We start from the raw sequence: 12,443 nt of genomic DNA on the forward strand, positions 1-12,443 counted from the left end.
TGCTCAGTTTTACATAAAAAAAGCTCATGTTGATAAAAAACATAAGCTTCTTTTGTTCAACTCAACTTATTGAATTGGCATTAATGTTTGTACATCTATCAAAATATTCGGAATATTTAGCACATAAGCCGTACCATGATCCCAAGTCGTGTTGGTTTTATAGGTGATTTGCGAGTTTTTAGCCGCATCTCCACTCAGCAATGTGTCTGTAGCAACTTTTGGAACTGTAGTATCCATAGCACCTTGATAAATAATAATAGGCGTACTTATTTTAACCTGAAGAGGCTGTGAATCTGTATTTAAGAACTTTTTCACTGGAGATAAGGTCATAAAACCACTTTGTGTTCGTGGGTAGTTGGTAATATCACCAGCATGCGTTTGTGCATAAGCTTGCATACCTAAACCAAATTCCTGACCTAAAGAGATGCCGTACTGGTCAAAACGGCGATCAACATTCTTCTCTGCATCGTTTATGTCCTTATTCAGTTTTTATTGTTTTTTTGCTTCATTCTCAGCAACGTTTTATTTTTACTCTTTTTTATCATCTTGTTCAATTTTATTTCAATTTGGACAACATAAATCTTAAACAGCTTTCAGCATTAACCCTCCGCAATCAAAGCCCATCGACACATTAAATTTGTTTCATAAGTCCCGAAAATGTTAAATTGAGGCATTCTGCTGCACTTTAGGATTTTTATATGCATGCCATTATTTTGGATACAGAAACTCATACCTTAAATGGTCAACCCATCGAAATTGCATATGCACCTATTGAAGTCGAAAATGGCAAACTGACTCTAGATAAGTCCAAATTATTTGACCAACTCTATAGCGTGGATGAACCAATCTCTTTTGCAGCTATGGCAGTACATCATATTTTAGAATCTGACCTAATCGATCAACCTCACTACAGTAGCTTTATCCTCCCAACCGATACACAATATATTATTGGTCATAATGTTGATTATGATATTCACGCCATTGAAAAATGCGGTGTCGATACCAGTTCAATAAAAGCAATTTGCACATTAGCGCTAGCGCGTCGCGTTTGGCCCGATGCTGAAGCGCATAATATCTCAGCGTTAATTTATATGATCAGTAAAGGCAGTGAAAAAGCCCGAGAAATGATTAAAAAAGCACATCGTGCAGACATGGACATTATTCTGACGGCCAACATTTTAATGCACATTGTTCATCAACTAAATATTAACAGTATTGAAGAACTTTATGCCGCTTCTGAAGATGCGAGAATTCCACGAAGCATTAACTTTGGCAAACATCGTGGTACCAATATTGTAGATCTGCCTGCGGACTATATCCAGTGGCTACTCCGTCAAGATGAGCTTGATCCCTACTTACGTAAGGCATTAGAAAACGTGAATTTGGTCACAGTATAAATCTATGATTTGTAATTAAATTTTAACAATAGTGTAATTTTCACGCAGTATAGTCTGCTTAATTTATCTCATGGAATAAATTAAGACATGATTCACTATTCTAAAACACAATTAGGACATGACGCACTAAAACAACGTAGCTTGCCATTAAATGCAAGACAGCGTCGCTTGCTGGTTCTTATCGGAACTGAAGATTTTGACTCCATGAACGAAATCTTCAAACAGCGCCTTGCCCCGCCAGAACTGATTGAACAGTTAAGTGAAATGGGGCTAATTATGGCATCAAGTATTCGGTCTTTGGCTGAGGCTGAAACAAGCGATCAAATTCAAACTACATCGCTTCATACAGCGCAGCAAAATGCTTTTACCCATCGTCTAACGAAAGAACCACAACAGCCTATTCAATTAGAAATTACTGAACCTAGACCACAAGCTGTACGACTCAGTGAAGAACAAATTGTTCAACCTAACCCACCTATAGAAGTTGAACCTAAATTTGAAGATTTAGTCGCTCTGGATTTTGATGATGTTAAGTATTTAATGGCGCAACTGCTGCAAAAATACTGCGGACTCATGGCAAAACAACTAATTCTACGCATTCAAGGATCAGAGGATATTCGTGCGCTCAAATTATGCCAGATGCAATGGATTACCCAGTTACAGGAAACTCGCATTCCGCCCAAAGAACTGAATCGAATTTTGCATCAAATTAATTTTTCACTACAACGGCTTAATCCAGCGTGAAAATTTAAGACTTATTTTGTTTTAAGCCATTCTAAATAATGTTTTATCTATGCATAAAAGAATTGAGAAATTATCTGATAAATCAATTAATTGAAACTAAAAAATCAGTTAATATGCCTAATGTTAGGATTATTTGTATGTCCTTTTTCTACCTAAGTCATATAGTTTTAAACCTAATTTTCAATGAAATAGAGCTATTTAGGTTCTGAAATAATGCCGCACATTTTAGTTTTTCATCCAGATGATCATCCTGCACATCTTAAAAAAGTCGGCAATTGGGTCATTACCTTTCCACCTGATTCGCCTCTGGAATGTACTTCACAATTGATTATTCGCAGTGTAATTCCACCGCAAATGGACAAACAGTGGCAACTGCAAAGTTTAGAGATTCAGCAAACTGAAGTCATCCAGCACTGGGAAATCATCTCGATATGTTATTTTGATGGAACACATTTGAAAAAGTTGAATGCTGAACAATTCAATATCGATGCAGATAAAATGATGAATGGTCTGATTTTAGAATTGAAAAAATATGATGTGTACGTCGAGTTGCAATAAAAATTAAAGATTTATACTTGTTATAAGTAAGGCAATAAATGCTGTCGTAAAATATAGAACCTTAAAACAGCAAGAACTCGCATTTCTGCGAGTTCTTTTATGTTGGATGGCTAGTGCTGATTTTTTATTTGAACTTAACGTTGCAAATTCAATTAGCTGTCAATGATCCGTCCAACTACTTCGTAGCTCTTTGTGTTGCTAGCTACTGTAGTTTCACTATAAGTCTATGCCATATATTTGGCAAGTCACTGTGACATTTCAAAACAACTTATATGCAAAAAATACATTGAATAATTATTAATCAAATGATCCAATAGATGAGCTTTAAAATCCACATTTACACGTTGGTTTACTCTAAGGCAATTCATTAGATTTTCATTTAATTAAATTTTTATAAATAACACCATCTTTCATAATCACGAGAAAATTACTTTCTGGGTTAGCAATCAACTGAATATTGTCTAATGGATTTCCATTTACTAGTAATAAGTCAGCTAAAGCACCTTCCTCGATGACTCCAAGTTTTCCAGCATAAGGACTTCGTTGCCCAGATAAGCTTAGCAGTTCTGCATTTGTTGATGTTGCCATGCGTAATACTTCTGGGGAACTATACCATTTAGTCATAGTTGTAAGAATGGCTCCTTGATTTTTAGTTGCTTTAGAGTCAAATAAAATGTCAGTTCCCCATGCTACTTTCAGCTTATATTTTTTTGCCAATTTAAATGCTGTATCTGTCCCTGTTTGTACCTCTATTTGCTTCTCTCTAGCTTCACCTTGTTGTGGATTCGCAAATTCATTATCAATAAATGCCTGCCCACTGAGCCAAGCTTTCTTTTCAGCCATCATTTTTGCAGTCGGTTCATCCATTAACTGAGCATGCTCAATAACTTTTACGCCGCCACGTAAAGCGGCTTGTATCGCACGTGGGGTATATGCATGAACTGAAACATAGGTTCCCCAATTTTCTGCTGCATTAACGGCTGCCTGAAATTCTTCTTCACTATACTGAGCAACATCGATTGGGTCATATTGTGAAGATACACCGCCTCCAGCCGCCAATTTAATTTGACTGGCTCCCAACATTAATTGCTCTCTAACTCTTTTTGTCACCTCATTCGGTCCATCTGCAATGACCCCACCACCAATTTGTTCTCCACGACTTAATCCCCCTCCTCCTGAGGATGGAATATCATAAGTCATTCTAAAATCACCATGTCCACCCGTTTGCGAAATCATGGCGCCAGATGGCCAAATGCGCGGTCCTTCTACAATCTTCGCATCAATTGCTCGTTTCAAAGAAAAAGTCGGACCACTCATATCTCGTACACTAGTGAACCCTCGCATTAAAGTATTTCGTGCTTCTTGTGCTGCGTTGAAATTGAAATCTGCAACTTCAGATGTCAGAAGCTTAGAGACTGGCATTGCAGCCATCATGGCATGCCAATGTGCATCAATCAAACCCGGCATTAATACCTTTTGAGAGCCATTAATAATTTGTGTATGAGCATTCGAAGGTATATTGCTCTTAGAGATCTGTTGAATTTTATTGCCTCGAATCAAGACATTCATTGGAGAAGTTACTTTCTGTGACTTTCCATCAAAAATTTGAACATTTTGAAATAGAACTTCTTGTATATCATCCGACATAGGAGACTCCGCAAATGCAGTTGAAGTAAATCCCAAGAAACTAACGACAATGGCACACATTCTTTTTTTTGTTTCCATAATCAAACCTCTCATAAGTTATAATTGATGATTAAATAATATGTTTTTATAAAGCATGTCTTACCAATCTACATTCACACGTCGATTAGGACCCAAGCAACTAATTAGATTTTCATTACGCTGACTACCATCACACTGCTGGTACAAATCAGTTTTATTGTTCGCTTTGATTTTAATCCGTTGTGGAGCAACACCATATTGAACCAATAACTGGGCTACAGTATTGGCACGTGCCCGAGAGAGCTTTTGATTATAATCATCTGAGCCTAATCTATCTGTATAGCCAGACACAACAACTTGACTGGTCTGACTGGTTTGATTAATCCGATTTGCAAGTGTGCTTATGGAACGCTCACCAGTCACTATTCCTGCTGCATCTGAGCGATCAAATTCAAAAAGAATATCAATTGCACTCTCTGTTGTGTCTACAGTTTGAGTCACTGGTAATTCGGGTTGAGGCTTCGTAATCTGCTCGGGATACTTAACGAGTTTTTCACAATCTTCGCCTTTCCAACTTAAACGTTCTGACAACGATTTTCGATCAAAGTCGACTCTTAACTGACATCGTTTATATTGTTGTGTATTCGGTACTCGAATATCTAAAACATAGTTCCATGTTTTAGGACCGAATATACCTTCATTAAATTGTGGATCACCTAAAATATGCCGAAATTGATTTTTATCCAAACCTACATCAAGTCGTGCAATATCATTCACATCATAACGTTTAACTTGTTTTAAATAACTTTTTTTTAAATCCGGAAAACTAACTTGCTGTCCCGTTGACACAACTGTTTCCGCAGCCATAGTCGATAAGGGTACACATAGCATCACACTATAAAGAAAGGTTTTTTTCATAGCAGTTATTCTCATTCATATTCTAATTAAAATGAACAAAACTTGAGAGCCTCACTGAGAGGTCTAATCAATCACACCACTAAATCCAATACGTACACTTGGATCCCCCTGTGATGCCGCAGCCATGCCTCCAGTAAATGACCAACGCCCATTATCGGCTGTCTTACGCAAGGTGACACCAACCGCATTTTCCCCACCATGGTATGCAGCCCCAGCAGCATAAGTGAATTTTCCTGCTACAAATGGTGCACCTTCCATTGCCATAGCTGCTGCAATACCTGCATTTGCCTTTTTCTCTACATCATCAATTCGCCCATTGGTATTATAGAATACCTGCTCGATTCGATCTCCTAAATTGGTAATTCTGTCGCCCAAATCAATATCGGCTTGATTGAGTGCGCCTAAAGCATCACCTACATTATGGTATGTCCCCTTGTTTACATTATAAGTAGGGGCTGTGAATTGTCCGTTTTCATATTTTGCGCCCCCACCTAATGAGGTCGTAATATATTGATTTGAAGTATTCAGTTGTGAGCCGTTCACAGCATCTTTAGACGTGCTTGAAACCTCTCCAGCCGCCACATTGGTAATTTTTTTGTTGCCTGCATTAATACCATTTTGGTCAATCGTGACGTCTCCAACTTTGACGGTATTTGCAGTGACAGTATTAGAAGTAACTGAATTAAATTTCACATCGTCCGCTGTGGCTACAACAAACTCTTTACCACCTGCACTGTTCTTAGTCTCAGTCACTGTAATATTTTGACCCGAAACAACTGTAGAATGCTGCCCAGCCTTTTGATTAATTGAGCTAATGGCATCATTAATATTGGTTTCACCTGTTCCTCCAATATTAACAATGGTATTACCATCTCCACCTTGGAATGCTCCATCACCAATAATGTCATGGATTTGACTACCATTCACGGCGTCTTTACTGTTCTGTGCAATACTACCCTCTGCAACATTCGTTACCTTATTTCCAGCTGCATCAATGCCATTTTTAGTAACGCTTGGCCCACCAGTAATTGTAAGTCCATCATTATTAATAACAGTATCGCCTGTAGTTACACTATCAACTTTAATATCTTTAGCGAGTTCAACACTGACGTTATTTCCGCTATTACTTATATTAATATTTCCGTCTTTATTGCCAAAATCTACAGTATCCTCAGACTTTACTTGACTGCTATTTGCTCCATTGGTTGTTAAGTTCCACCCTTTATTGGCTGTTTGTATACTGTCGCTGACCGCTTTAAGTTGGTCTTCTGTAGCAGCCTGCCCACTGACATAATTATCTGGATCGAAAGTTTTATTGGTTAATCCACCAATGGTTCCTGTTGAGCCATTTACAATGACAGGGTTTGCTCCACCTACAATAATCTGCGTAGGCCCTAGTTGAGTTTGGAACAAACCATTGCTGAGATTAATACTGCCTGCACCAATCAAACTACTATTGGTTCCATCGCTGACTAATGTTCCATCTGTGGTACTGGTATTGGTTTTATTGCCATCTTTTAGCTCAACCTTGCCATCAGTGACCTTACTTTTTCCAACCGTTAAACTACCTGCACTGGTTAGATCAATATTTTTAGATAATTCGACTTGGACTTTTCCACCTGAAACTTTGGTACTGATATTACTATCTGCACCAATCACCTCAATGCTTTCCCCCAACGTCTTGGTGACGGTATTACCATCTTCCGCGGTTAAAGCAAAGCCCGCATTGTTTAAACCTGTTTGGATTTCTTTAAGCTGTTCTTCTGTGGCTGCACGACCTACAGTCGCAAAGTCACCACTGGTTGTGGTTTTATTGGTTAGACCAGTAATCTCACCAGTATTACCATTCACAGTCACAGGATTTCCACCTGTTGCAGGTCCAATTTTCACGACTGGCTCTAGCCCAAAAGTAATGCCATTACTGCCTGTGTTGGTAATTTTAATATTGCTATCTGTTGCACTAAAATCAACATTTTCACCAAGAGCAATGGTATCTTTGGCACCAGTGTCTGCATTCGCACTGACTGTAAAACCTTTATCGATAATCTGTTTAATTTGACTGCCGTTTACAGCATCCATTGAACTATCTGTAATATCACCCGCAGCAACATTGGTAATTTTATTGGTTCCTGCATTTATACCTGTCACTGTCACACTTGGTGCATTCGGGACTGCACCACCACTTGAGTTCACGAAGGTTAAGCCTTTGCTGTCAATAACCGTACCCCCAGCATTAACACTATCGAGCTTAATATCTTTGGCAAGTTTAATGGTCAGTTTATTATCGGTACTGTCTGCTACTACTCCAATATTGTTATCCGTCAGATTAGCTTCAACCGACTCTCCACCCACAATACTTAAGCGTTGACCCAATCTCCGATCGACATTTACACCTGCATTGTCACCCACAAATGTAAGCGGCGTTGCCAATTGATCTTCTGTTGCAGCCCGCCCAGACACATAATTAAGTGGATCAAAGGTGGTATTGCTCAAGCCTGTAATCGTGCCATTTTTGCCATTAATTGCAATGGTTGCACCACCTGGCAGACCACCAATATTCACGACTTCCGCCAGTTTCAAATCAAGGTCAGCCCCGATATTACTAATCAAAAGGTTATTGTCACTATTTGAGAAATCTACAGTCGCATCAGGTGCAATATTGGTACTACTGCTTACATCTTTATTGGTCGTTAAATTCCAGCCTTTGTTGGCATTCTGAGCAGTGTCATTCACTAATTTAAGTTGTTCTTCTGTCGCTGCTCGTCCAACCGTTGCAAAATCTGCTTCCGTTAGCGTCTTATTGGTTAATCCAGTTAAAGTACCTGTTGTGCCACTAAGCAGTACATTATTGGTCGCATTTTTTAAATTAATACTACTGGCATTACTGGTGTTACTGTCTGCTCCAGAGGTCATCACGTTTTGGGTCGATGTGCTTATATTACTGTTATTTGCACTGTCTCTAATTTCAACCTGACCATCGGTCACTTTAGTTGTCCCGACAGTTAAACTCCCTTGCGCTGTAAGGTTTACATCCTTCGCCAATTTAAGTTGTAAAGTATCTGTACCATCTGCTACAACACCAATATTGCCGTCGGTAAGCACTCCTGTAGCGCCCCCTTTAACATTGAGTTGCTCTCCTAATTTGCGGTCTACCTTGGTACCACTATCACCTGCAAAACTCAGTGCAGTGTCAGCCAAATCCGTAATGGCTTGATTGGTTTGATAGAGCTGACTGCCATTAATGGCATCTGTACTTGAACTACTAATCCGTCCTGCCGCAACATTGACAATGGTGCGTTCAGAGCCTACATCTCCCACACTCACACTTGATGAGATGGTCGGAGCACCCGCAAAATTATAGGTTTTGCCATTAATAATCATGGATGGTGTCGCCACATAGGCAGCAGAGACTGAATTGTTGCCTAAAACGACTGCATTTTCATGCGAAGCCGTTGCAGATTTACCAAATACAGATGCGCCCTTTGCAGTCACAGAAGCACTGTTTCCTATAGCAACTGCATCTTCCTGAAGTGCTGTTGCACTTGTACCTATAGCGACAGAATTCAGTGCATTTGCATTGGACTGTTTACCTAATGCAATTGCATTAACGCCATTAGAAATCGCATTGTTACCTATCGCGGTTGCGTCTCGAGCACGACTAATGCTGTTTACCCCGAAAGCAATTGCATTTTCACCAGAACTTTCAGCATTTTGACCAATTGCCATCGCTTTGGCAGCAAAACTCTTTGATTGTGAACCGATTGCTAAACCATCTTGTGCCGTACTATTTGCATCCGATCCTATAGAGGTTGAACTAATGCCCGAAGCTTTAGCATTATCCCCATAGGCCATGCTATCTTCTGCACTTGCATTAGCAAATCGTCCCAACGCTACACCCTGCGCACCACTAGCTTTGGACTGATATCCAATTGCAGTCGCATTGTCTCCTTGCGAAAGTGCTTGACGACCAATCGCAATACCTTGGTTCGCGGTATTCACCTCCGCATCACTCCCGATCACAACGGCATAATCGGAATTGTTACCATCTGCTTCGGAACCTTTCCCAATCACAACACTATCTTCACCTCGGCTTTCACTATTTTTACCAAAGGCAATATTATTTGTACCGGATGCTACGGCAGCATCACCAATCGCAATCGATGAAATTCCGATTGCTCCAGTTCCTGAACCGATAGCAATCGCTTGCTCTCTGGCCGCAATCACTGAATTACCCAATGCAATACTATTGGATGCAGTCGAAGATGTACTCGCACTTGGCCCAATGGCTAAAGAATTAGTGCCTTGAGCACCAGTATTGTTTTCGTTATTTAAATCAGTTGTATTGACAGAAAAATAATGCGGTCCAGCCTCTGCGACTGCATTTTGCAACTGCCCTAAATTCACCGCAGAAGTTAAATCATTTTCATCTGCTTTCACATTGCGAATAATGGTTCCATCTGTACCGACCAAATTCACCACAGATTTATCTGAGTTATACAACACGGCATCGGGTACGATACCTCCAATTTGTCCACTACCGAGTAAATCAAACGCATCTTGAATTGGTGGTTGGTAGTTTACTTGTATCACCTGTAGATGGATCTATAACATTCACTTGTATGAGTGGAAGTGTTCCATCACTACTAATACTGGCAGGGTTACCACTTGAATCTGTTGCACCCATCACTCGAATAATATCATTCTGCAATGCTTTAATTTGATTGACGGTCACAGCATCTTGTAGATCTGAGCCATCTGCAACATTAATAATGCGACGGAGTGTATTACTACTCCCGACCGATACAACGTTATATCCCCCCACACCTGCAGAAGCATTAGTGATATAACCATTACCAAATGAATTCACATCCGCAATACTTCCAGCACCTAATGCGACGTCATTTTGTCCGGCCAATGCATCAGACCCTAAAGCAACACCAAAGGTTCCGTTTACAATAGCGTCATACCCTAAAGCAGCACCAGCTTGCGCTACAGTGGCACGAGACCCCACAGCAACACCCAAACTATCTGAGGTTGTTGAGGAGCCAATCGCTACTGAATTCTGTATAGTTGCATTTCTATCCGTATTACTTTGATAACCAATTGAAATATTTTGATTACCAGATAAATTTGCTCCTGCTTCTGTCCCTAAAGCAATGTTGTAATCCGAACTGGTTGTATTCACACTAGAATTACTACCAGCCCCAACACCTATTGAAATCGCTTGATTACCACCAATATTTTGCCCTGCGTTTGCACCTATCGCGATATGCCCATTTCTATCTTCAGTTCCTGAGCCAACTGAGCCTGATCCTGCCGAACTACCAATGGAAACACCGTCTGATACACTTGATTTTGCACCATTCCCTAAAGCAATTGCATTGGTACCAGAAGATGTCGTTTGATTACCAATTGCAACACTGGAACTTCCACCCGCAGAAGCCGAATTCCCTATTGCATTGGCATTTGTAGAAGCTGAAGCTAAAGTTCCGATCGCATTCGAATTCGATCCAAAGGCATTCGCTCCTTTACCGATTGCATTTGCATTGGTCCCTGTTGCCTGAACTGCATCACCAATCGCTACACTAGATGGCCCCCCTGCCAATGCTGATGCACCTAATGCAAGGCTTTTATCACCCACAGCCATATTGGCGCCATTTTGTAAAGCGGTTAAAAATTGTGTTACTTGGTCTGGAGAAACAGCCACTCCATTAATTTCAGAGATTGTACTGGTATCCGTACCTGTTGCCGTGACAGGAATGCCATTAATTGCAATAATTTGAGTATTTGAAACATTATAAGTTGGTGTCAGTGTACGTGCCTGACCACCATTACCAATAGAGGTTGAATTGGTGCCTAAAGCACCCGTTTCTTTACCAAAAGCAATAGAATTGTCATTAAGTGCATTTGCTGTATCACCGACTGCAATACTGTTCAATCCTGCTGCATTGGAGAAATGCCCAACTGCAATCGAGGAGTCACCAATTGATTTTGCAATAGGACCAATGGCAACAGAATTCAGCCCTGTCGCCTCTGAATCAGCTAAGGTGGAATTACTATGAAAATATTTTATACCCTGCCCACTCTGAAACAGTAAATCATTAATTTGCCCACCTGTAACAGCATCACTTGAACCCGCTGCGATATCCCCATCTGCAATATTAGTCAGCTTATCTCCACCAAGATCCAAACCATTTGCTGTACTAGACACAGTGGTATTATTGGTTGTATTCCCAATTTTTACCGTATTAAATTCAGGGTTATCGACCGTTGCAATTGAAATACTGGTGCCTGTATTAGTCACAGCAATATTCTTTCCATTCACAAAATTCACGGTATCAGATGATTTGATAGCGGTTGCACCACCACCATTCGTTTGCAAACTCCACGTTTGATCTTTTAGCGCATTCAAATCTGCTGTGGATGCTTTGGTGGCCAAACCTGTTGAGGCATCATTCACTTGATTATTCAGAGTATTTAAATTGTTTTGAGTTTGAAGTAAATCTGATTGAGCAGCCTTAGTGGCTAATCCAGTACTTGCATCATTGACTTGATTATTTAAGGTATCAAAATCTGTTTGAGATACCTTGGTTGCTAAACCTGTTGAGCTATTATTGACTTGATCATCTAATGTCGTTAGATCGTTCTGCGTTTGTGTTAATTCACTACCCACTGTTGATAATGACACTCCATTTGCAACAACGTCTCCTGTAGAAGTTAAAGTGCCTGTCAGGATAGTATCTCCAACTACCGATAAATTGCCATTAATGTTCAAATCATCATTAATATCTTGTGCTAATGCAACACCAGAACTCAACAGTGACAAGATTAAGACAGAGTTTTTAATAGTTTTATTTGTTGAAGATTTTTTCTTACCCTTTGAATTTTCAGAAACTACAATCCAAGTTCACAAAATACTACTCCACACCAACTTATACACTTTATTCATGTTTTTACCTATATTTATAAAACGTTTTTGATTTATTAGAACAAGCAATTTTTTAGAGTTAATAAAATTTACAATTTCTTCACATTTTTCTGTAGTGTCTACCAAACGATACACTTTAACAACAAATAAACAATAATCACAACAACACTAAATCAATAAAAAATATTAAATATCAATAACTTAATCAATATTTTTAATAGAAAAACAAAAAC

The 12,443-nt window shown here is 39.5% G+C and carries 8 protein-coding genes; 3 read left to right on the plus strand and 5 right to left on the minus strand.

Annotated elements, in window-relative coordinates; all coding sequences use genetic code 11:
* Positions 1–66 precede the first annotated feature (66 nt).
* Positions 67–396, minus strand: a complete 330-nt coding sequence (locus DCO44_RS10595; RefSeq protein WP_116761719.1) for a hypothetical protein — start codon at positions 394–396, stop codon at positions 67–69.
* A gap of 302 nt (positions 397–698) precedes the next feature.
* Between DCO44_RS10595 and DCO44_RS10600 the strand changes: the two genes are divergently transcribed.
* From DCO44_RS10600 to DCO44_RS10610, 3 genes are all read left to right on the plus strand, one after another.
* Positions 699–1,397, plus strand: coding sequence for a putative quorum-sensing-regulated virulence factor (locus DCO44_RS10600; protein WP_116761722.1), 699 nt, complete (start codon positions 699–701; stop codon positions 1,395–1,397).
* Between the two features lie 87 nt (positions 1,398–1,484).
* Complete coding sequence (locus tag DCO44_RS10605; RefSeq protein ID WP_116761724.1) at positions 1,485–2,141, plus strand: hypothetical protein; 657 nt, start codon at positions 1,485–1,487, stop codon at positions 2,139–2,141.
* 213 nt (positions 2,142–2,354) lie between these two features.
* Positions 2,355–2,699 carry a hypothetical protein gene (locus tag DCO44_RS10610; protein WP_116761726.1) on the plus strand — a complete coding sequence of 115 codons (345 nt, stop codon included), beginning with the start codon at positions 2,355–2,357 and terminating at the stop codon, positions 2,697–2,699.
* Between the two features lie 375 nt (positions 2,700–3,074).
* Here the strand turns inward: DCO44_RS10610 and DCO44_RS10615 are convergent, their stop codons facing one another.
* From DCO44_RS10615 to DCO44_RS16850, 4 genes are all read right to left on the minus strand, one after another.
* A complete protein-coding gene (locus DCO44_RS10615; RefSeq protein ID WP_171304964.1) occupies positions 3,075–4,424 on the minus strand; it encodes a metal-dependent hydrolase family protein in 1,350 nt (449 codons plus the stop codon).
* Positions 4,425–4,484: 60 nt separating this feature from the next.
* Positions 4,485–5,282 carry a trimeric autotransporter adhesin/peptidogylcan-associated protein TpgA gene (gene tpgA / locus DCO44_RS10620; RefSeq protein WP_213066318.1) on the minus strand — a complete coding sequence of 266 codons (798 nt, stop codon included), beginning with the start codon at positions 5,280–5,282 and terminating at the stop codon, positions 4,485–4,487.
* 63 nt (positions 5,283–5,345) lie between these two features.
* Complete coding sequence (locus DCO44_RS10625; RefSeq protein WP_228157540.1) at positions 5,346–9,872, minus strand: YadA-like family protein; 4,527 nt, start codon at positions 9,870–9,872, stop codon at positions 5,346–5,348.
* A complete protein-coding gene (locus DCO44_RS16850) occupies positions 9,829–12,108 on the minus strand; it encodes a beta strand repeat-containing protein (RefSeq protein WP_228157541.1) in 2,280 nt (759 codons plus the stop codon). Before DCO44_RS16850 ends, DCO44_RS10625 begins: the two co-directional genes overlap by 44 nt.
* Positions 12,109–12,443: the final 335 nt, after the last annotated feature.

Origin of the sequence: Acinetobacter sp. AM, assembly GCF_003105055.1 — a bacterium.
GTDB classification, from domain to species: Bacteria; Pseudomonadota; Gammaproteobacteria; order Pseudomonadales; family Moraxellaceae; genus Acinetobacter; species Acinetobacter tibetensis.

Bases quoted from the DNA above. Each gene is read 5' to 3' on its own strand.
- DCO44_RS10595 (WP_116761719.1), bottom strand. From the start codon at position 396: ATGCAAGCTTATGCACAAACGCATGCTGGTGATATTACCAACTACCCA.
- DCO44_RS10600 (WP_116761722.1), top strand. From the start codon at position 699: ATGCATGCCATTATTTTGGATACAGAAACTCATACCTTAAATGGTCAA.
- DCO44_RS10605 (WP_116761724.1), top strand. From the start codon at position 1,485: ATGATTCACTATTCTAAAACACAATTAGGACATGACGCACTAAAACAA.
- DCO44_RS10610 (WP_116761726.1), top strand. From the start codon at position 2,355: ATGCCGCACATTTTAGTTTTTCATCCAGATGATCATCCTGCACATCTT.
- DCO44_RS10615 (WP_171304964.1), bottom strand. From the start codon at position 4,424: ATGGAAACAAAAAAAAGAATGTGTGCCATTGTCGTTAGTTTCTTGGGA.
- tpgA (WP_213066318.1), bottom strand. From the start codon at position 5,282: ATGAAAAAAACCTTTCTTTATAGTGTGATGCTATGTGTACCCTTATCG.